Source organism: Streptomyces sp. NBC_00091 (genome assembly GCF_026343185.1).
Taxonomy (GTDB): Bacteria; Actinomycetota; Actinomycetes; order Streptomycetales; family Streptomycetaceae; genus Streptomyces.
Window position 1 is genome coordinate 4669553 of the sequence record NZ_JAPEMA010000001.1, and the last position, 19303, is coordinate 4688855.

General features: G+C 72.2%; 21 protein-coding genes. 13 read left to right on the forward strand and 8 right to left on the reverse strand.

Going from position 1 to position 19303, the window contains the following annotated elements:
* Nucleotides 1-16: 16 nt before the first annotated feature.
* From sufD to OOK34_RS21585, 7 genes are all read left to right on the forward strand, one after another.
* Nucleotides 17-1195 carry a Fe-S cluster assembly protein SufD gene (gene sufD, locus OOK34_RS21555; protein ID WP_267035493.1) on the forward strand — a complete coding sequence of 393 codons (1179 nt, stop codon included), beginning with the start codon at nucleotides 17-19 and terminating at the stop codon, nucleotides 1193-1195.
* Nucleotides 1195-1512 carry a bifunctional 3-phenylpropionate/cinnamic acid dioxygenase ferredoxin subunit gene (locus OOK34_RS21560; RefSeq protein ID WP_267035494.1) on the forward strand — a complete coding sequence of 106 codons (318 nt, stop codon included), beginning with the start codon at nucleotides 1195-1197 and terminating at the stop codon, nucleotides 1510-1512. Before sufD ends, OOK34_RS21560 begins: the two co-directional genes overlap by 1 nt.
* A 7-nt stretch (nucleotides 1513-1519) precedes the next feature.
* A complete protein-coding gene (sufC, locus tag OOK34_RS21565) occupies nucleotides 1520-2287 on the forward strand; it encodes a Fe-S cluster assembly ATPase SufC (protein WP_007263436.1) in 768 nt (255 codons plus the stop codon).
* Complete coding sequence (locus tag OOK34_RS21570; RefSeq protein WP_267035495.1) at nucleotides 2284-3540, forward strand: cysteine desulfurase; 1257 nt, start codon at nucleotides 2284-2286, stop codon at nucleotides 3538-3540. Before sufC ends, OOK34_RS21570 begins: the two co-directional genes overlap by 4 nt.
* 15 nt (nucleotides 3541-3555) lie before the next feature.
* Nucleotides 3556-4017 carry a Fe-S cluster assembly sulfur transfer protein SufU gene (gene sufU, locus OOK34_RS21575; protein WP_267035496.1) on the forward strand — a complete coding sequence of 154 codons (462 nt, stop codon included), beginning with the start codon at nucleotides 3556-3558 and terminating at the stop codon, nucleotides 4015-4017.
* On the forward strand, nucleotides 4014-4358 hold the full coding sequence (locus OOK34_RS21580; protein ID WP_007263433.1) for a metal-sulfur cluster assembly factor: 345 nt from the start codon (nucleotides 4014-4016) through the stop codon (nucleotides 4356-4358). Before sufU ends, OOK34_RS21580 begins: the two co-directional genes overlap by 4 nt.
* A 219-nt stretch (nucleotides 4359-4577) precedes the next feature.
* Nucleotides 4578-5909 carry a hypothetical protein gene (locus tag OOK34_RS21585; RefSeq protein WP_267036855.1) on the forward strand — a complete coding sequence of 444 codons (1332 nt, stop codon included), beginning with the start codon at nucleotides 4578-4580 and terminating at the stop codon, nucleotides 5907-5909.
* Here OOK34_RS21585 and OOK34_RS21590 read toward each other — a convergent pair.
* Nucleotides 5896-6768 (reverse strand): hypothetical protein, encoded by an 873-nt coding sequence (locus OOK34_RS21590; RefSeq protein ID WP_267035497.1) that lies wholly within the window; start codon nucleotides 6766-6768, stop codon nucleotides 5896-5898. The two genes, OOK34_RS21585 and OOK34_RS21590, sit on opposite strands and share 14 nt — an antisense overlap.
* A 106-nt stretch (nucleotides 6769-6874) precedes the next feature.
* Here OOK34_RS21590 and OOK34_RS21595 point away from each other — a divergent pair, with 106 nt between their 5' ends.
* Together OOK34_RS21595 and OOK34_RS21600 are read left to right on the forward strand one after the other, a co-directional pair.
* Nucleotides 6875-7198, forward strand: a complete 324-nt coding sequence (locus OOK34_RS21595; RefSeq protein WP_267035498.1) for a multidrug efflux SMR transporter — start codon at nucleotides 6875-6877, stop codon at nucleotides 7196-7198.
* Nucleotides 7198-7737 carry a TetR/AcrR family transcriptional regulator gene (locus OOK34_RS21600; RefSeq protein WP_267035499.1) on the forward strand — a complete coding sequence of 180 codons (540 nt, stop codon included), beginning with the start codon at nucleotides 7198-7200 and terminating at the stop codon, nucleotides 7735-7737. The genes OOK34_RS21595 and OOK34_RS21600 overlap by 1 nt, the downstream gene beginning before the upstream one ends.
* 45 nt (nucleotides 7738-7782) lie before the next feature.
* On the opposite strand, the gene OOK34_RS21605 is transcribed toward OOK34_RS21600, so the two are convergent.
* The gene (locus OOK34_RS21605) at nucleotides 7783-8658 is read right to left on the reverse strand and encodes a winged helix-turn-helix transcriptional regulator (RefSeq protein WP_267035500.1); all 876 of its coding nucleotides are present in this window, start codon (nucleotides 8656-8658) and stop codon (nucleotides 7783-7785) included.
* A gap of 88 nt (nucleotides 8659-8746) precedes the next feature.
* Between OOK34_RS21605 and OOK34_RS21610 the strand changes: the two genes are divergently transcribed.
* Nucleotides 8747-10021 carry an MFS transporter gene (locus tag OOK34_RS21610; RefSeq protein WP_267035501.1) on the forward strand — a complete coding sequence of 425 codons (1275 nt, stop codon included), beginning with the start codon at nucleotides 8747-8749 and terminating at the stop codon, nucleotides 10019-10021.
* 9 nt (nucleotides 10022-10030) lie between these two features.
* Nucleotides 10031-11011 (forward strand): 2,3,4,5-tetrahydropyridine-2,6-dicarboxylate N-succinyltransferase, encoded by a 981-nt coding sequence (dapD, locus tag OOK34_RS21615; protein ID WP_267035502.1) that lies wholly within the window; start codon nucleotides 10031-10033, stop codon nucleotides 11009-11011.
* A 111-nt stretch (nucleotides 11012-11122) separates the two neighbouring features.
* Here dapD and OOK34_RS21620 read toward each other — a convergent pair whose 3' ends face one another.
* The 3 genes from OOK34_RS21620 to OOK34_RS21630 form a co-directional block, all read right to left on the reverse strand.
* Nucleotides 11123-11377, reverse strand: coding sequence for a hypothetical protein (locus OOK34_RS21620; RefSeq protein WP_267035503.1), 255 nt, complete (start codon nucleotides 11375-11377; stop codon nucleotides 11123-11125).
* 144 nt (nucleotides 11378-11521) lie between these two features.
* A complete protein-coding gene (locus tag OOK34_RS21625) occupies nucleotides 11522-11971 on the reverse strand; it encodes a GNAT family N-acetyltransferase (protein ID WP_267035504.1) in 450 nt (149 codons plus the stop codon).
* A 60-nt stretch (nucleotides 11972-12031) separates the two neighbouring features.
* The gene (locus OOK34_RS21630) at nucleotides 12032-13873 is read right to left on the reverse strand and encodes an endonuclease/exonuclease/phosphatase family protein (protein WP_267035505.1); all 1842 of its coding nucleotides are present in this window, start codon (nucleotides 13871-13873) and stop codon (nucleotides 12032-12034) included.
* Nucleotides 13874-14243: 370 nt separating this feature from the next.
* On the opposite strand from OOK34_RS21630, the gene OOK34_RS21635 reads away from it, so the two are divergent.
* Both OOK34_RS21635 and OOK34_RS21640 read left to right on the forward strand, forming a co-directional pair.
* The gene (locus tag OOK34_RS21635; RefSeq protein WP_267035506.1) at nucleotides 14244-15746 is read left to right on the forward strand and encodes a hypothetical protein; all 1503 of its coding nucleotides are present in this window, start codon (nucleotides 14244-14246) and stop codon (nucleotides 15744-15746) included.
* A gap of 201 nt (nucleotides 15747-15947) precedes the next feature.
* Nucleotides 15948-17396 (forward strand): alkaline phosphatase PhoX, encoded by a 1449-nt coding sequence (locus OOK34_RS21640; protein ID WP_267035507.1) that lies wholly within the window; start codon nucleotides 15948-15950, stop codon nucleotides 17394-17396.
* 78 nt (nucleotides 17397-17474) lie between these two features.
* Here the strand turns inward: OOK34_RS21640 and OOK34_RS21645 are convergent, their stop codons facing one another.
* The 3 genes from OOK34_RS21645 to OOK34_RS21655 form a co-directional block, all read right to left on the reverse strand.
* Nucleotides 17475-17654, reverse strand: a complete 180-nt coding sequence (locus tag OOK34_RS21645; RefSeq protein ID WP_267035508.1) for a hypothetical protein — start codon at nucleotides 17652-17654, stop codon at nucleotides 17475-17477.
* Between the two features lie 113 nt (nucleotides 17655-17767).
* Complete coding sequence (locus tag OOK34_RS21650) at nucleotides 17768-18955, reverse strand: TerD family protein (protein WP_267036856.1); 1188 nt, start codon at nucleotides 18953-18955, stop codon at nucleotides 17768-17770.
* Between the two features lie 62 nt (nucleotides 18956-19017).
* Nucleotides 19018-19239 carry a hypothetical protein gene (locus OOK34_RS21655; RefSeq protein ID WP_267035509.1) on the reverse strand — a complete coding sequence of 74 codons (222 nt, stop codon included), beginning with the start codon at nucleotides 19237-19239 and terminating at the stop codon, nucleotides 19018-19020.
* Between the last annotated feature and the right edge of the window lie 64 nt (nucleotides 19240-19303).

Here is a 19303-nt window from a genome sequence, read left to right on the forward strand (position 1 = left end):
GAGCAAGACGACAGCCATGGCTGAGGCTCAGAACATTCCGGCGGGCTCCACCACCGCCGGCGCGATCGCGGTGGCCGCCGAGTCCACCGTCGCCACCCGGATGAGCGCGCCCCCGTCCTTCGACGTGGCCGACTTCCCGGTTCCGCACGGCCGCGAGGAGGAGTGGCGGTTCACCCCGCTGGCCCGCCTCAAGGGTCTGCACGACGGCACCGCGGTCGCCAACGGCACCATGAAGGCCCAGATCGACGCGCCCGAGGGCGTGACGGTCGAGTCCGTCGAGCGCGACGACGAGCGGATCGGCAAGGCCGGCGCGCCCGTCGACCGGGTCTCCGCGCAGGCGTTCTCCTCGTTCGCCAAGGCCACGGTCGTCACCGTGCCCAAGGAGACCGTGCTCGAAGAGCCGATCCGCGTCGCGCTGCACGGTGAGGGCGGTACGACCTTCGGTCACACCGTCTTCGACATCAAGCCGTTCGCCGAGGCGATCATCGTGATCGACCACACCGGTGACGGCGTGCGCGCCGCCAACGTCGACATCCTCGTCGGCGACGGCGCCAAGGTGACCTTCGTGTCCGTGCAGGACTGGGACGACACCGCCGTCCACACCTCGCAGCACAACGCCCTGATCGGCCGCGACGCGAGCCTCAAGTCCGTGGTCGTCACCTTCGGCGGCGACCTGGTCCGCCTGCACCCGCGCGTCAGCTACGCGGGCCCGGGCGGCGAGGCCGAGATGCTCGGCCTGTACTTCACGGACGCCGGCCAGCACCAGGAGCACCGCCTCCTGGTCACGCACGACGCCCCGCACTGCAAGTCGAACGTGGTCTACAAGGGCGCGCTCCAGGGCCAGGACGCCCACGCCGTCTGGATCGGTGACGTGCTCATCGAGAAGACCGCCGAGGGCACCGACACCTACGAGATGAACCGCAACCTCGTCCTCACGGACGGCGCGCGGGTCGACTCGGTGCCGAACCTGGAGATCGAGACCGGCGAGATCGTCGGCGCCGGCCACGCCTCCGCCACCGGCCGTTTCGACGACGAGCAGCTCTTCTACCTGCAGTCCCGCGGCATCCCGGCCGACGAGGCCCGCCGCCTGGTCGTGCGCGGCTTCTTCGCCGAGCTCGTCCAGCAGATCGGTGTCGCGGACATCGAGCAGCGCCTCCTCGCCAAGATCGAGGCCGAGCTGTCGGCGGCGGTCTGATGACCTACCTCAAGGCCTGTGCGCTGAGCGAGCTGGAGGAGAACACCCCCAAGCGGGTGGAGCTCGACGGCACGCCGGTGTCCATCGTCTCCACCGAGGGCGAGGTGTTCGCGATCAACGACATCTGCTCGCACGCGAACGTCTCGCTCTCGGAGGGCGAGGTCGAGGACTGCATGATCGAGTGCTGGCTGCACGGGTCGTCCTTCGACCTGCGCACCGGCAAGCCGTCCGGTCTGCCCGCGACCCGCCCCGTACCCGTTTACCCCGTAAAGATCGAAGGGGACGACGTGCTCGTCTCCCTCACCCAGGAGTCCTGAGGTATCCATGGCAACGCTTGAAATCCACGACCTGCACGTCTCCGTCGAGGCCGAGAACGGCGCCCGCGAGATCCTCAAGGGCGTCGACCTCACCGTCAAGCAGGGTGAGACGCACGCCATCATGGGTCCGAACGGCTCCGGCAAGTCCACGCTGGCGTACTCGCTGGCCGGGCACCCGAAGTACACGATCACCGGTGGCACCGTCACCCTCGACGGCGAAGACGTCCTGGAGATGTCCGTCGACGAGCGCGCCCGCGCCGGCGTCTTCCTCGCCATGCAGTACCCGGTCGAGGTCCCCGGCGTCTCGGTCTCCAACTTCCTGCGGACCTCCGCCACGGCCATCCGCGGCGAGGCCCCCAAGCTGCGCACCTGGGTGAAGGAGGTCAAGTCCGCCATGGAGCAGCTCCAGATGGACCCGGCCTTCGCCGAGCGCAACGTCAACGAGGGCTTCTCCGGCGGTGAGAAGAAGCGCCACGAGATCCTCCAGCTGGAGCTCCTCAAGCCGAAGATCGCGATCCTCGACGAGACGGACTCCGGTCTGGACGTCGATGCCCTGCGCCAGGTCTCCGAGGGCGTCAACCGCGTCCGCGCGACCGGCGAGGTCGGCACCCTGCTGATCACGCACTACACGCGCATCCTCCGTTACATCAAGCCCGACTTCGTCCACGTCTTCTCGGAAGGCCGCATCGTCGAGTCCGGCGGTGCCGAGCTCGCCGACAAGCTGGAGGCGGAAGGCTACGAGTCGTACAGCACGAAGGGTGGCGCGACCGCGTGACACAGCTGCCTGGCCTCCTCGACATCGAGGCGATCCGCAAGGACTTCCCCCTGCTGGATCGTGTGGTCCACGACGGGAAGAAGATCGTTTACCTGGACAACGCGGCGACCTCGCAGAAGCCGCGCCAGGTGCTCGACGCGCTGAACGAGTACTACGAGCAGCACAACGCCAACGTCCACCGTGGCGTGCACGTGCTCGCCGAGGAGGCCACGGCGCTGTACGAGGGCGCTCGCGACAAGGTCGCCGCCTTCATCAACGCGCCGAGCCGCGACGAGGTGATCTTCACCAAGAACGCCTCGGAGTCGCTCAACCTGGTCGCGAACATGCTCGGCTGGGCGGACGAGCCCTACCGGGTCGACCGCGACACCGAGATCGCCATCACGGAGATGGAGCACCACTCCAACATCGTGCCGTGGCAGCTGCTCGCGCAGCGCACCGGCGCGAAGCTGAAGTGGTTCGGCCTCACCGACGACGGCCGGCTCGACCTGTCCAACATCGAAGAGGTCATCACGGAGAAGACGAAGATCGTCTCCTTCACGCTGGTCTCCAACATCATGGGCACGGTCAACCCGACCGAGGCGATCGTCCGGCGCGCCCAGGACGTCGGCGCCCTGGTGCTGATCGACGCCTCCCAGGCCGCCCCGCACATGCCGCTGGACGTGCAGGCGCTCGGCGCCGACTTCGTGGCCTTCACCGGCCACAAGATGTGCGGCCCGACCGGCATCGGCGTCCTCTGGGGCCGCCAGGAGCTGCTGGAGGACCTGCCCCCGTTCCTCGGCGGCGGCGAGATGATCGAGACCGTGTCGATGCACGCCTCGACGTACGCCCCGGCGCCCCACAAGTTCGAGGCGGGTACGCCCCCGATCGCCCAGGCCGTCGGCCTCGGTGCGGCCGTGGACTACCTGACCGCGATCGGCATGGACAAGATCGCCGCTCACGAGCACGCGATCACCGAGTACGCGATCAAGCGCCTCGCGGAGGTGCCCGACCTGCGGATCATCGGCCCCACCACGGCCGAGGACCGCGGCGCGGCGATCTCCTTCGTGCTCGGCGACATCCACCCGCACGACGTCGGCCAGGTGCTGGACGAGCAGGGCATCGCGGTCCGCGTGGGACACCACTGCGCGCGCCCCGTTTGCCTGCGCTACGGAATTCCGGCGACGACGCGAGCGTCTTTCTACCTGTACTCCTCTCCCGCCGATGTCGACGCGCTGATCGACGGGCTGGAGCACGTACGGAACTTCTTCGGCTGACGAGGACGAGGCGCTGTGAAGCTGGATTCGATGTACCAGGAGCTGATCCTGGACCACTACAAGCACCCGCACGGGCGTGGCCTGCGCGACGGCGACGCCGAGGTGCACCACGTCAACCCGACGTGCGGTGACGAGATCACGCTGCGCGTGAAGTACGACGGGGAGACGCTCACCGACGTCTCCTACGAGGGCCAGGGCTGCTCCATCAGCCAGGCCAGCGCGTCCGTGCTGAACGAGCTGCTCGTCGGCAAGGAGCTTGCCGAGGCGCAGAAGATCCAGGGCGTGTTCCTGGAGCTGATGCAGTCCAAGGGCAAGATAGAGCCCGACGAGGAGATGGAGGAGGTGCTGGAGGACGCGGTCGCGTTCGCCGGCGTCTCCAAGTATCCGGCGCGCGTGAAGTGTGCTCTGCTGAGCTGGATGGCGTGGAAGGACGCGACCGCCCAGGTGCTGGGCGACGCGGAGAGGAAGACGGCATGACCGAGAACGCGACGCCCGAGGCGTCGATCAAGCCGGCCACCGAGGAAGAGGTCCGCGAGGCCCTCTACGACGTGGTCGACCCCGAGCTGGGCATCGACGTCGTCAACCTGGGCCTGATCTACGGCATCCACATCGACGACGCGAACATCGCCACCCTCGACATGACCCTGACCTCGGCGGCCTGCCCGCTGACGGACGTCATCGAGGACCAGGCGAAGTCGGCGACGGAGGGCATCGTCAACGAACTCCGCATCAACTGGGTCTGGATGCCCCCGTGGGGCCCGGACAAGATCACGGACGACGGTCGTGAGCAGCTTCGCGCGCTCGGCTTCAACGTCTGACCGACGCGTACATGTGAGGGCCCCCGGCACGGTCGTGCCGGGGGCCCTCCCTGTTCTCCGGGCCGACGGGTGACGTGCACCGGGAGTTGGCCACGGTGGCCGAATCTTCTCGACGGCCGTCACACGGTGACGGCGCACGACGAGAGGACCCCACCTGTGACCGTTCGCATTTCACCGGCACGCCGCCGCGGTGCCGTGGGCGCCGCGGGGGCCGCGGCGCTGCTCCTCGCGGGGCTGACCGCGCCCGCGTACGCGGTGGGGTACGACAACCCGACGATCACCCTGTCCGCCACCCGCCTCAGCGGCGCGGTGGGCGCCTTCGGCGACCCGGCTGTCACGGTGGACCTGGCACAGGCCGGGGTCCCCACCGGCTTCCTGCGGCTGGAGGTGGTCTCCTCCAGCAACCCGGCCGTCGCGGACGTGGCCGACGTACGCCAGGAACGCACCCGGGACTGGGACCGCAAGCTGACCGTCCGCCCCCGCGAGCAGGGCTACACCGACCTGACCCTCAAGGTCACCGGACGCGGCGGGAAGACCGCCACGGCCGTCCTGTCGTACGCGGCTTCGGCGCGGGTGTCGGGCGCCCCCTCCACCCGCTACCTGACCGGCTCCTCCGACGCCTCGGCCGCCGTGGACGTGGGCGGCGGCTACGCGCTGGTGGCCGACGACGAGTCCAACGTACTGCGCCTGTACGACCGTTCCCGCTCCGGAGCCCCCGTCAGGACCTGGGACCTCGGGCCCGCCCTCGGGCTGAAGAAGGAAGCGGACATCGAGGCCGCCGCCCGGGTCGGCGACACCGTCTACTGGACGGGCTCGCTCGGCAACAACAAGGACGGCAAGTACAAGGCCGAGCGGAACACCGTCTTCACCACGCGGATCACCGGCTCCGGCGCCGCCACCGAGATCACCTTCAAGGCCGACTACAAGGGCCTGCGCGAGGACCTGGTCGCCTGGGACACGGCGAACGGCAGCCGCTACGGCTTCGCGGCGGGCACGGCGGCCGGCGAGGCGCCGAAGCAGATCGACGGGTTCAACGTGGAGGGGCTGGAGTTCGCTCCCGGTTCCACCACCACCGCCTACCTGGGCTTCCGCGCCCCGCTCGCCCCGGCCGTGCCGGGCGGGAAGGCGCTGCTGGTGCCGGTCACCAACTTCGACCAGGTCCTGGCCACCGGCGCCAGGGCGGTCTTCGGGCCCGGCGTCGAGCTGGACCTGGGCGGGCTGGCCGTCCGGGACGTCCGCAAGAACGCGCAGGACCAGTACCTGATCCTGGCCGGCTCCTGGGCGGCCGACGACAACTCCGACCCCTACGCGCTCTACCAGTGGGACGGGATCCCCGGCCACGCCCCGGTCAAGCGGGCCGACCTGCCGACCACCGACCCCGGCGGCTGGGAGGCCGTCGTGGAGGTGCCGGACCTGACGGCCCCCGGGGCGCGGGTGCAGCTGGTCACCGACAACGGCGCCGCCGACCTCTACGGCGACGGCACCGAGGCCAAGGACCTGACGCACCCGGAGTGGAAGAAGGCGCGCGCGGCCTGGTTCACGCTGGGCTGACCGGCTTCGGGCCCGGCTCCGGCTTCGGGTCCGGGTCCGGTTCCGACGCGAGCGTCTCGGCGAGGTGCTCGCGGCGGATCCGCCGGTCCACGTACAGCAGCCCGGCGGGCAGCTGCGGGAACGCCGGCAGCAGTACCAGCGCCGCCAGCGCCCCGGCGAGGCCGAACCACGCCTGGAGCGCGTACCCCGCCGAGCCGGTGAACGCCACGGCCGAGGCCGTGACGCCGAGGGTCCGCCACCACGCGCCCCGCACCAGGCGGGCCGAGCGCCGCAGCGCCGCCACGGGGCCCAGCCCCTCGTACCCGGCGGCGGTGGGCGCCAGGGCGAACAGCACCCCGAGCCACACGGCGACCGGGACGAGCGGGAGCAGCACCAGCGGTGGCAGCCCGGCCGCGACGGCTGCCGCGCCCGGGCCCGCCGCCGCCAGCAGGGCCAGCAGCTGCGCGCCGAGCACGGCCGGGGTCCGGGGCAGCGCCGCCCGCAGCAGCCCCGGCGCGGTCACGGCGCGGCCGAGCACCGCCGGGCGCAGCAGCACCGCGATCAGGGCGGTGGCCAGCGCGCAGGTGAACAGCAGGAACAGGGCCGCCGCGGGGAAGAGGGTCCAGACGAAGACCCGGCTTCCGGAACTGCGGCTGAGGGACGCCAGGGTGGCGGCGCCGGCCGCCGCGGTGACCAGGAGCCCGGCCAGCAGCTGGCCGAGGAGCAGCGCGCCGCACAGCGGGCCGCCGTACCGGCCGAGGGTGGTGGCGGCGCCCGCGAGGATGTCCCCGGGCCCCAGGGGGCGCAGCGGCACCACGCCGGGGCGGGGTCGCTGCGGGGGCAGCCAGCCGCCGCCCGCGTGGGTCCAATGCTGCGCCATGAGCGGCCCCCTGTCCCCTGAGGGGGACACCGTAGTCCCGCGGCGCGCGGGTGTCCCGGGGTCTGCATGTGTACATGTGTACGCATCGGTGCGTACTCTCGTGCGCATGCCTTACGTCATGCTTGCCGCGGCCATAGCCGCCGAGGTCGCCGGGACCACCGCGATGAAGTACAGCGACGGTTTCACCCGGCTGTGGCCCTCGCTGGGAACGCTGCTGGGCTACGTCATCGCCTTCACCCTGCTCGCGCAGACCCTGAAGTCGATGTCGGTGGGCACCGCGTACGCGATCTGGGCCGGGGTGGGCACCGCCGCCATCGCCGCGATCGGCATGGTGTTCCTGGGCGAGGCGGCCACCGCCGCGAAGATCGCCGGGATCGCGCTGGTCATCGGCGGCGTGGTGCTGCTGAACCTGGGCGGGGCGGCCCACTGATGGCCGCCGGAGTGCGCCGGTACGACCCCGGGCGCCGGCAGCGGATCATCGACGCCGCGATCCGGGTGGTGGGGGCCAAGGGGATCGCGGGGCTGAGCCATCGCAGTGTCGCGGCGGAGGCGGACGTGCCGCTGGGCTCGACCACCTACCACTTCAAGACCCTGGACGACCTGCTGGTCGCCGCCCTGCGCCAGGCGAACGAGGCCTACGCCCCCGCGCTCGCGGTGCGCGAGGGCGAGGACCTCGCGGGTGCGCTGGCGCGGCTGCTGGGCGAGACCCTGGCGGTGGACCGGGGGCGGGCGGAGCTGGAGTACGAGCTCTACCTCGCCGCCCTGCGCCGGCCCGCGCTGCGGCCGGTCGCCGCCGAGTGGTGCGAGTCCGTGGCCGGGGCGCTGGCGGAGCACACCGACCCGGTCACGGCGCGGGCGCTGGTGGCGGTGATGGACGGCATCAGCCTCCAGGTGCTGCTGACGGGCGCCGCGTACGAGGAGCCGTACGCCCGTGACGTCCTCGCCCGGGTGCTGCGGCCGGGGTCCTGAGGCACCGGGGGAGTCTGGGGCGGGGGCCCTGCGGCCCCGCCTCGCTCAGCCCGCGGAGCGTACCGCCGCCAGGGCCGCCGTCACGCTCGCCTCGATGTCCCGGACCGGGTAGATCACCTCGCGCACCGTGCGGTCCCGGTCCAGGACCAGTGTCAGCCGCTTGATCCGGCTCACCCCCGCCGCGCGGAACGTCGGCAGCCGCAGGGCCGTCACCAGGTCCAGCCCGGCGTCCGACAGGAGCGGGAAGCGCAGCCGCTCCTGCTCGGCGAACTCCCGCTGCTCGTCCGGCCGCTGCGTGGAGACCCCGTGCACGGTGGCGCCGGCGGCGGTGAACTCCGCGAGCTGGTCGCGGAAGGTGCACGACTCGAACGTACAGCCCTTCGCGCCCGGGATCCCGCCCCAGCCGGGCGGGTAGGACTCGGCCCGGGCGTACGCGCCGGGGAAGCAGTACAGGACGGTGAAGGGGGTGTCCGCCACCGGGTCGCGCAGCTCGCCGGAACGGTCCGGCAGCAGCAGCTCCGGCAGCCGGGTGCCGCGCAGCGCGTGGACCCGTACGGCCTCCTTCGAGGACTCCTCGGTCGTCGCCGTCATCTCTCCCTCTCCCAGGACCCAGGTGTCGCCCCAGTCCTGGAGGGCCACCAGGACCGGCAGCAGCCCCCGCCCGCGCGGGGTCAGCCGGTACTCGTGCCGCACCGGGCGCTCCTGGTACGGCTCGCGCGTCAGCACCCCGGCCTCGACCAGCAGCTTCAGCCGCTCGGCGAGCACCTTGCGGGACACCCCGAGCTCGCGCTGGAGCTCGTCGAAGCGGTACAGGCCGCGTGCGGTGTCCCGCACGATCAGCAGCGTCCACCAGTCGCCCACGACGTCGAGGGCCTGGGCGATGGAGCAGTCCGCGTCGCCGAGGTGCGTGCGCTGGGCCATGGGAACTCCTTTGTCCGTTGACCCAAGGCTGTCATGCTGACATAGTCCGTTCCCAAAAGGAACTCACTGGGATTCGCCGGGAACGGACATGGGGGACACGGGTGTGCTGCAAGGGTTCAAGGACGTACCGAGGGTTGTGTGGCTGCTGGCTGCGGGGGTCTTCGTCAACGCCGTCGTCAGCTTCACCTTCGTCTTCGTCTTCCTCTACCTGACCGGCCCGCGAGGCCTCGGCGCCGCCCAGGCGGGCCTGGTCACCGGCATCGGCGGCATCGGGCTGGTCGCGGGCAACTTCACCGGCGGCTGGTACGGCGACCGCTTCGGCCACCGCCGGGTGCTGCTCGCCGCCTCCGCCCTCGGCGGCGCCCTCCTGACGGCCTTCCCGCTGTCGCCCACCCCGCTGCTGTACGCCGCCCTGCCGCTGGTCCAGTACGCCGCCGGCGTGGTGCGGGCCGCGAACTCGGCGCTGGTGGCCGTCACCGTGCCCGAGGGGGGACGCCGCCAGGCCTTCGCCGTCGTCCGGTGCGCCTCCAACGGCGGCTTCACCCTCGGCCCGCCGCTGGGGGCCCTGGTCGCGTCCGGGATCTCGTACGACTGGCTCTTCGTCGGCGACGGCCTCGGCACCCTCTTCTTCGCCTTCTGGACCGCCCGCGTCGTCCCGGCGCGCGGCGCCTCCCGCACCCCCGCCCCGGCCCCGGACGGGGGTCTGGGCCGCGGCGGGGTGTGGGCCGCCCTGAAGGCGCGGCCCTCCGTGCTGGTGCTGCTCGGCGCGATCCTGGTCGTGGACGTGGTTTACCGCCAGCAGTACTCCGCCTTCCCCGTCTTCCTCGCCGACCACGGCCTCGACGTGCGCGCCTTCGGGCTGGTCATCGCCCTCAACGGGGCCGTCATCCTGCTGCTGGAGCTGCCCGCCGCCATCGCCCTGCGCGCCCGGCCGCCGCTGGCGGTCATCGGGACCGGGCTGGTGCTCGTCGGCGCCGGGTACGCGGCGCTGCTGCTCGGCGCCGGAGTGGCGACCGCCGTCGCCATGATGGTGCTGCTCAGCCTCGGCGAGATCCTCTACAAGACCACCGCCACCGCGTACGTCGCCGACCAGGCCCCCGAGCACGCCGTCGGGCGCTTCCAGAGCCTGTACGCCGGGGTCTCGGTCAGCGGCACCGTCCTCGCCCCGCCCGCCGGCGGGGCCCTGTACGCGGCGGCCCCCGGGCTGCTCTGGCCGCTGTGCGCCGCCCTGGCCGCCGGGGCCGGGGCGGTGGTGCTGCTCCGCCACCGCGGGGAGGCGCGCGCCGCCGGGCGGCGCGCGGAGCGACACGCCGCGCGACCGGCACATGAGACCGGTTCGCGACCTCGGGCCGTCGCCGGTTAGGTTTCGGGCATGACTGCTACGCGTACCACCGGCGCCGTCGCCGCCGGACTTGCCACCATCACCGCCGACGGCACCGTCCTCGACACCTGGTTCCCCGCCCCCGAGCTGGCCGACGCGCCCGGCCCGGCCGGCACCGAGCGCCTCACCGCCGAGCAGGCCGTGGAGCTGCTGGGCGCCGCCGCGGCCAAGGCCATCCGCTCGGACGCGGTCCGCGGGGTCGAGGTCGTAGCCGTCCGCACCGTCATCGCCTCCCTGGAGGACAAGCCGCTGGACGCGCACGACGCGTACCTGCGCCTGCACCTGCTGAGCCACCGCCTGGTCAAGCCGCACGGCCAGAACCTGGACGGTGTCTTCGGCCTGCTGACCAACGTCGCCTGGACCTCCCTGGGCCCGGTCGCCGTCGACCAGGTCGAGACCGTGCGGCTCAACGCCCGCGCCGAGGGCCTGCACCTCCAGGTCACCTCGATCGACAAGTTCCCCCGCATGACCGACTACGTCGCCCCCAAGGGCGTGCGCATCGCCGACGCGGACCGCGTCCGCCTCGGCGCGCACCTCGCCGAGGGCACCACCGTCATGCACGAGGGCTTCGTCAACTTCAACGCCGGCACCCTCGGCACCTCCATGGTCGAGGGCCGCATCTCGGCGGGCGTCGTCGTCGGCGACGGCTCCGACATCGGCGGCGGCGCGTCCACCATGGGCACCCTCTCGGGCGGCGGCAAGCAGATCATCTCGATCGGCGAGCGCACACTGATCGGCGCCGAGGCGGGCATCGGCATCGCGCTGGGCAACGAGTGCGTCGTCGAGGCCGGCCTCTACGTCACCGCCGGCACCCGGGTCACCCTGCCGGACGGCCAGGTCGTCAAGGCCCTGGAGCTCTCCGGCGCCGACAACATCCTCTTCCGCCGCAACTCGGTCACCGGCGCCGTCGAGGCCCGCCCGTACAAGGCGAACTGGGGCGGCCTCAACGAGGTCCTGCACAGCCACAACTGACCCGTACGGGCCGGTAACGGCGACGCCCCTCACCCCCGGCGGGGGTGAGGGGCGTCGTGCTCTGCCGTGTCATGCTCTGCCGTGTCGTGCTCTGCTGTGCCGGGCCGGGGGTCAGGGCAGGGCGATCCTGCGGATCAGGCCCTCGAAGGCCTGCTGCTCCGCCTCCGTCAGCTCCACCGACTCCATCGGGTGCGCGGCCGCGGTGCGCTGGGCCGGGATCACCGGCAGGCTCTCGAGGGGGCCCGGCTCCGGGTGGTGGAAGCGGCTGTTCCACAGCATGTGGCCGAGGCCGAGGACCCAGACGAGGGCCGCCGTGAACAGGACGGCGAGCCCGATTTCCTGGGCGGGGGAGATGGAGGGGAACACGCGGTCCTCCCGGGAGTGCGGGCGGTACAAGGCGGGCAAGATCGGGCGTGCAGACACTCAACACCACAACCGGCAGATTTTGGCAGCGGTGTGTCCAGCGTCACGCCAGGGCCGAAAGTCCCGACCTCGCCCGGCAAGGACCAGCTACGGCCGAAGAAGCAGCTTGAAGCCCTCGTGGCTGCGTGCGAAGCCGAGGCGCTCGTAGAACCGGTGCGCGGCGGCACGCCGCTTGTTGCTGGTCAGCTGGACCAGCCCGCAGCCCCGCGCGCGGGCCCGCTCGACGGCCAGCCGCATCAACTCCGCGCCCAGACCCCCGCCCCGCCGGTCCGCGCGGATGCGTACCGCCTCCACCAGGGCCCGCTCCTGGCCGTCCTGGCCCAGGCCGGGGACGTACGTCAGCTGGAGGCAGCCCAGGACCGCCTCCCCGTCCGCCAGGACCAGCACCTCGTTGCGCGGGTCCGCGTCGATGGCGGCGAAGGCCCGCTCGTGCGCCTCGCCGACGACGACCGAGGCCGGGTCCAGGACCTGCTCCTCGTCGGCCAGCAGGGCGAGTACGGCGGGCAGGTCCTGGCGGGTCGCGGTACGGAAGATCATGGCCGGATTCTGACAGGAGGGCCAGACCGTGGCGGCGGCCGGGCCCTCCTGGGTTCGTGACTACGGGCGGAAGCGCAGCACCTGCGGGTCGTGGTCGCTGTTCTGCGCGGAGAACTCGGCGTTGATGTGCACGCTGTCGTAGGTGAAGTTCTTGATCGACGGGCTGGTCAGGATCTGGTCCAGCACCTGCGCGTTGCCCTGGTAGACGTAGGAGTAACGTTCCGCCTTCGGCAGCGACTTGATCGCCGCGTACAGCGCCCCGCCGTCCTCCAGCGCCTTCGTGGTCCCGGAGAACTCGAAGTCGTTGATGTCGCCGACCGCGAGCACGGACGCGTTCTTGTCGACCGCGAGCAGCTGCTTCACGAAGCCGTTCAGCGCCTGCGCCTGCAGGAGCCGCTTCTCCTCCGACTTGCGCACCGGCGGCTGGTGGTGCGAGGCCAGGCCCTCGTCGCCGCCCTTGGAGCCGAAGTGGTTGGCGATCACGAAGACCGTGCGGCCGCGGAAGACGAACTCGCCGGCCAGCGGCTTGCGGCTGTCGGCCCACGCCGGGTTCGCCGGGTCGATCCGGCCGGGGGAGTGGGTCAGGGCGGCCTTGCCCTTCTCCGTCGTCACCCCGGTCGCGGTGGCCGCGTCGCCCGCCGCGCGCTCGGTGAAGGAGACCCGCGCCGGGTTGAACAGGAACACCTGGCGGATGTTGCCGCCGGGCTCGCCGCCGTCCTTGTTGTTCTCCGGGCTGATGGAGCGCCACTGGTACGCCGGACCGCCCGCGGCCTTGATCGCGTCCGTGAACTTCGTCAGCGTCTGCTCGGCCGAGACGGTGCCGTCGTTCTTGGCGCCGTTGTCGTCCTGGATCTCCTCCAGGGCGAGGATGTCGGGCGAGGCGAGGTTGCCGACGACCGCCTTGGCGAGGTTGTCGAACTTCTCCTGCGGGTCGGTCGGGTCGAGGTTCTCCACGTTGTACGTGGCCACCGCGAGCTCGCCGGGCGACTGGGCCTTGGTCTTCTCGGGGGCGAGGGTGCCCGCCTTGACCGTGCCGAGCGTGCGCGCCACCAGCGTGTAGCCGCCGAACTGGTTGAAGTCCAGCGGGCCCTCGGTGGTGCCGGTCAGCTTGTCGCCGACGTTGGCCACCGGGAAGGGCTGCTGCGCGAGCGGCGCGAGCTGCTGGATCTGGAGGCGGCCGGTGTTCTGGGACTCGTACGAGCCGTAGACCGTGCCGCCGCGCTTGGCGGCGTTCTCCCAGCCCTTCACCGTCACCCACAGCTCCGCGTACGGGTCGGTGGCGCCGACCACGCGCGAGGTGCCGATGCGGACGTTCATGCCCTCGAGGGACTCGTAGTGGTCCAGGGCGTAGCGCGAGGGCTCCAGGGTCAGCCCGTTGATGCTGCCGCCGGCGGCCGGGTCGCCCGCCGGGGCGTACTGCGCCGGGACGGTGTACTCGGTGATCGCGGTGGCCGCGGGCAGCGCGTTGCCGGAGGAGACCACCGTCACCGTGGGCTTGGAGATCTGGGTGACGGACTGGTTGCCGGAGTTCGCCCCGCCGGGGATGTACTCGCCGACCGTGCCGGAGACCTTGACGGCGTCGCCGACGGCGACGGCCGGGGCGGAGCCGGTGAAGACGAAGACGCCCTCGCTGGTGGCGGCGTTGTCGTCGGCGTCCGGGTCCTGGATCCAGAAGCCGCGCGAGCCGTAGGTGCGCACGCCCGTGACGATGCCCGCGACGTCGGCGACCGGCTTGCCGTTCAGGGGGGATATCCGGGTGGTGCCCTGGATGTCGTGAATGCGTATCGGATCGGCGGACACGGCGCCTTCGGCCGCGTCGGCGGTGCCCGCGAGCAGGCCGGTGGCCAGCGCGGTGGCGACGAGGGCCGCGACGGCGGCGGAACGGGGATGCGAGGAGCGCATGGGCGGGAACTCCGGTGTGTGGAGGAGGAAGAGGGGGGACTTGACGTCCCCTATACATCTACGCGCGTCAATTTCCTGGGTGACCAGGGAAGTTGTCAAGGCTTCCAGGGAATACGACAGCTGACTGTGGGATGAACCAAAGACGATGGCCGCCGCGCCTGCCCGGAATACGTCTACGCTGGGTCGCCGCACCGGGCCTGACGGCCTGTCCGCGTGTGTCCTCGGCCACAGCCGCGGCGGCACCCCGTCGCCCGGCCGTCGCCCCACCGCTTTGCCCCACTGCTTTGCCCCGCCGTCTTGCCCCACTGCCCTGCTCACCGCCTTGCCCCGCCCCACCGCCCCGCGCGTCCCCTCCGAGGAGAACCACCCCATGTCCGCAGAGCCGCACTCCACGCTGCCGCCCGTACGGCTGCACTCCGATGCGGAGCTGGCCCGCGACGCCCTCGTCGCCCCGCTGTTCGCCCGCGCCGTACGCCTCGCCCGCTGGGCCGGACCCGACACCCGCGTCGACGTCGGCGGTGAACTCGTCGCCGGCCAGCTGCCCGAGGCCGTCGCGGCCCTCGGCCTCGACGCCGCCGACGAGGACGCCCCCGTGTACGCGAGCCAGGCCTGGCGGGTGGCCGTGGACACCGGCCTCGTCGACGTGACCGAGCCGGAGGAGGACAGCGGCGACGGCGCCGAGGGCGGCGAGCCCGAGTACGGCACCGCAACCCCCGGGGAGGACCTCGCCCTGGTGGCCGGCGGCGCGCCCGGCGACGTGCTCGACCTGTGGCTGGCCGCCCTGGACACCGTCCTCGCGGACGCGGCCGTGCCCGACCTGGACGACCTCGTCGACGCCCTGGACGCGGGCGGCGAGATCGACTTCGACCGCCTCGACTGGAACCCCCAGCGAGAGGCGGACTTCCTCGACGGGGTGCTCGCCAACCTCTACCTGCTCACCGTCTCCGAGGGCGGGGCGGGCGACGGCCCGGTGCCGCTGCCGGTGCTGGCCGCGTCGATGATCGTGCCCGACGACATGGGCGACCCGACCGACGCCGTCCTGGAACAGGTGTCGGACGCGATGATGCGCCTCGACGACCAGTTCCGGCAGCTGGAGCCCATCGGGCTGGTCGAGTACCGGCCCGTGGACGAGGCGCTGATGGCCGAGGCGGACGAATCCGCCGACGCCGAGGCCGCCGCCGACGGCGCACTCGGTGCGGACGACGACGAGGACGTGTCCCGGTACGGGATGGTACGGCTGACCCCGCTCGGCCTGTACGGCGTCCGCGCCCGGATGCTCGAGGCCGGGGTCGAGGCCCCCGCCATCGGGGAACTGGCCGACAAGGGCGCGGAAACCCTGCTCGACGCCGTCGCCTTCTACCCGGAGAGCGGGGCGCAGGCCGAGATCGAGCAGTGGCTGGCCGGGCGGGAGCTGCCGGCCGCCGTCGCCGAGCTGCTGGCCGCCGCCCGCGGTGACGACGAGGGCGCCCCGCTGCGCCGGCTGCGCTGCCAGCAGGCCCTCGCCCCGGCCGGGCGGGAGGCCGAGCCGGCGCTCCGCGCCGTTCTGGACGACCCGGAGCTGGGCGGGCTCGCCCGGGTCTGGCTCGCCGAGCACGGGGTGGCCGACGTACCGGCCCCGGACGAGACGATGGTGTTCTGGCTGACGGTGGACACGATCGCGGCCCAGCTCGCGGCGGACGGGGAAACCGAGGAACTGCCGCTGCTGATGCAGAGCCTGACGGAGCACCACACCGGCTTCTTCGAGCGGGTGTGGCGGGTGGAGCACCCGGCCACCGCGTACGTCCTGGAGGCCATGGGGCGGCTGCATCCGGACAAGAAGGCGGCGAAGGAGGCGCGGAAGGCCGCGTTCAAGGCCCGCTCCCGGCAGCCCTGACCTGCGGCCCGGTGATGCGGGGCGCGGGGGGCGGGGGTGTACAACAGGACTTTCCTGGTGCCGGAGTTCGCCATTCCGGCAACGGGTAAGGACTCGTCCCGCATTTCCGGGTAGTTCAGTCGCCGTTCACGTACGGGCGGGAGCGTGTGCGCCGACGACCGTACGTCAGGCGCGCACCACCTCCCCACCCCTGGAGACCCGATGCCCCTCAGCCGCAGAGACTTCACCGCCCGCACCGTGATCGCCGGTGCGGGTGTCGCACTCACCGGGACGGTCGGCGCCCTGGCCACCGCACCCGGGGCGCTGGCCGCAGACGACCCCCGGCCGGACGCGCTCGACGCGCACGGCCACCCGCACGCCCCGGGCTACGGGCCGCTCCTACCGGACCCGGCCGGACTGCTCGCCCTCCCCGCCGGGTTCACCTATCGCGTGATCACCCACAGCGGGGTCACCACGCTCGACTCCGGTGAGAGCACCCCGTCCAACCACGACGGGACCGCCGCCTTCGAGGGGCACCGCGGGGTCACCCTCCTCGTCAACAACCACGAGCTGAAGGGGCCGCGCAAGAACTGGGCGCACCCCGTACCGCTCACGGAGGGCCTCGTCTACGACCCGGCCGCGTCCGGCGGCTGTACCGTCGTCGAGGTCCGGCGCGGCGGCGAGGTGGCCGAATGGGTGGGCATCGCGGGCACGTCGACCAACTGCGCGGGTGGGGCCACCCCCTGGGACACCTGGCTGACCTGCGAGGAGAACTCCGACCTCGCCGGCAAGAACGGAATGACCAAGGACCACGGCTACGTCTTCGAGGTCGATCCCCACGATCGCCGCGCCAACCGCGACCCGCAGCCGGTCAAGGCCTTCGGGCGGTACGACCACGAGGCCGTGGTCATCGACCCGCGCCACGGGCACGCCTACCTGACGGAGGACGCCTCCGGCCCCAACGGGCTGTTCTACCGCTGGACCCCGCCGCACGGCTTCCGGCACGGGCGCGGCAGGCTGCGTACCCTCGCCGCCGACGCGGGGGTGCTCGCGGCCGCCAAGTGCTTCGACAGCAAGGGCCGCTTCGTCGACGACCTCTCGCGCGCGACGCAGACCGGCACCGTGTACGGGGTCGACTGGGTGGAGGTGACCGACCGCGACGCGCGGACCCTGCCGGTGCGCAAGCAGTTCGCGGACGGCGCCGTGACCAGGGCGCGCAAGCTGGAGGGCATGTGGTGGGCCGACGGGGGCGCCTACTTCGTCTCCTCCTACGCGCGTGAGGAGAGCCCGGGCGCCGCGCACGACGGCCAGGTGTGGTTCTACGACCCCAAGCGGCGCACGGTCCGGCTCGTCGTCCTGATCGGGGTCAACGGGGACCCGGCCGCCGACGGCGGCTACGACGGCCCCGACAACATCACCGTGTCGCCGTACGGCGGGCTCGTCATCGCCGAGGACGGCGAGGGACTGCAACACCTGTTCGGAGCCACGGAGTCGGGCCGCGTCTACCCGCTGGCGCGCAACGAACTCAACATCGGCACGGCCGAGAAGCCGGAGTACTCGGAGTTCACCGGGGTCTGCTTCTCGCCCGACGGGCGCACCCTGTACGCCAACATCCAGGACCCGGGCATCATGCTGGCCGTCACCGGCCCCTGGCGGCGCTCCCCGCGCTGACGCGCGAGCCCCCTCGGCGGAGCTCCCGCCGAGGGGGAAGACATCGCCGGGGCACGCGCGGTGCCCCGGCGATGCCGCTCACTTGGCGGCGGCCATCTCCTCGGCGCGGGAGGCGGCGGCCCACTCCTCGAGCAGGAACTCGTACGCCTCCGAGGGCCACTCCCCGTCCACCCGGGTCTCGACGAGGTGCCGTATCGCCTCGTTCGCCTCGGCGGCGGACGGGCGCGCGGGACCCGCGGGCTGGAGTGTCTTCTGCATGGTTCCAAGGCTACGGGCGAGCACTGACAGCCACCTCCGGATTACGCGTGGCATCCATCACCCGAATGGCCGCCGGTACGGTCGGCGGTGTCGGCATATGCCCGCCCACCTGCTCAGAGTGCCTGCGAGGCCGGTTTGACCATCCCGCGCACTGTGCGGGACTTCACAAACTCGCCCATGGCCGTCATCTCCCATTCGCCGGAGGACTGCTTGATCAGCTTCGCCATCATGACCCCGGTCTGCGGTTCGGCGCTGGTCAGGTCGAAGCGGACCAGCTCCTCTCCGCTCGCCGCGTCGATCAGCCGGCAGTAGGCCTTGGCGACCTCGGTGAACTTCTGACCGGAGAAGGAATTCACCGTGAAGACCAGCCCGGTGGCCTCGGCGGGCAGCCGGCCGAGGTCCACGACGATCACCTCGTCGTCCCCGGCGCCTTCACCCGTCAGGTTGTCACCCGAGTGCTTGATGGCGCCGCCCAGGATGGACAGCTTGCTGAAGTAGCAGCTGTCGATGTGGTTGCGCTGCGGGCCGTAGGCGATGACGGAGGCATCGAGGTCGATGTTCGCGCCGCGGAAGGCCGGTTCCCAGCCGAGACCCATCTTGACCTGGGAGAGCAGCGGCTTGCCGCCCTTGACCAGGGACACGGTCTGGTTCTTCTGGAGGCTGACCCGGCCCTTGTCGAGGTTGATCTTCCCGCTGCCCACGGGCGCGGCGGGTGCGGCGGGTGCGGCCGTCGGCGGGGCGGCGGGCACCGGGGGCGCCGACGGTGCCGAGGGGGCGACCGGCGCGGCCGCGGCCGGCGGGGCCGGCTCCTCGTCCACGGAGACCCCGAAGTCGGTGGCGATGCCCGCGAGGCCGTTGGCGTACCCCTGGCCGACCGCGCGCACCTTCCACACGCCGCCGCGCAGGTAGACCTCGACGACCACGAGGGCGGTCTCCGCGCCGAGCTGCGGCGGGGTGAAGGTGGCGATCACCGCGCCGCCGGCCGCGTCCCGCACGGTGGCGGTGGGCTCGATGCCCTGGAAGGTCTGCCCGGCCGCGTCGGGGCTGGCCGTGACCACGATCCGCTCGATGCCGGGCGGCAGCGCGCCGGTGTCCACGGTGATCGAGTCCGGTGCCGACCCGCCGCCGGACCGGTGGCTGACACCGGGCCCGGAGGGCTGGTTGTAGAAGATGAAATCGGCGTCGGAACGCACCTTGCCGTCCGCCGCGAGCAGGAGCCCCGATACGTCGAGCCGCACCGGGGCAGCCACGTCCACCGTCACGCGGACGGTGTTGAGCGGCAGGTTGGAACCAGGGGTCATAACGGTCATGCCCGGAGAACGACCGGAACCGCTTTGCCGTTCCCTTACCCTCGGCCGAGATTTCAGCGCCGGTTGCGCGGGTGGTTCCGGGCGGTGCGCTCGTTGCCGAACTTGTAGGCGCCGGTCCAGCGGGCCATCACCAGCTGCGCGTCACCGGATTCGACCTCGGCCAGGAAGGCGGCGGCCCGGGCGCCCCGCAGGGTGCCCGCGGCGCGGCCCCGGTGCGTGATGCGGACGGTGTTGTCGCTGTACACGTCGTACGTGAACCCCTGCGGCTTCGGCATGCGGCGCAGCCTGCCCCGCGGAGGGCGGGGCGGCAAGGCGATTACCGCCCGCCCGGCCGCCGCC